The sequence below is a fragment of the Proteus mirabilis ATCC 29906 genome (assembly GCF_000160755.1).
Lineage (GTDB): Bacteria > Pseudomonadota > Gammaproteobacteria > Enterobacterales > Enterobacteriaceae > Proteus > Proteus mirabilis.
The window spans coordinates 1-233 of the sequence record NZ_GG668621.1; the positions used below are offsets into that span (position 1 = coordinate 1).

General features: G+C 61.4%; 1 protein-coding gene. It reads right to left on the reverse strand.

The annotated features are described in order from the left end of the window. A partial coding sequence (locus HMPREF0693_RS18295) for a DEAD/DEAH box helicase (protein WP_155115357.1) occupies positions 1-202 on the reverse strand: 202 nt, incomplete at its 3' end. Between the last annotated feature and the right edge of the window lie 31 nt (positions 203-233).

Consider the following 233-nt stretch of genomic DNA (forward strand, 5'->3'; position numbering starts at 1 on the left):
GGGTATCTTCGCCGCCTTCGCGGAAGAGCCGATCGAGGGCGTAGAGAAATGCTGCCAGCGTTTTCCCGGAGCCGGTCGGTGCAATCACCAGCGCATGTTCGCTTCGCGCCGCCACATGCCAGGTTTGCGGCTGGACAGCGGTCGGCTGTTTAAAGGCGCGAAGAAACCAGTCGCGGGTCGCCGGTGAAAACACGTCCGGCAGGAGCGATGAAGGGTCTGGATTATCTGCCTAA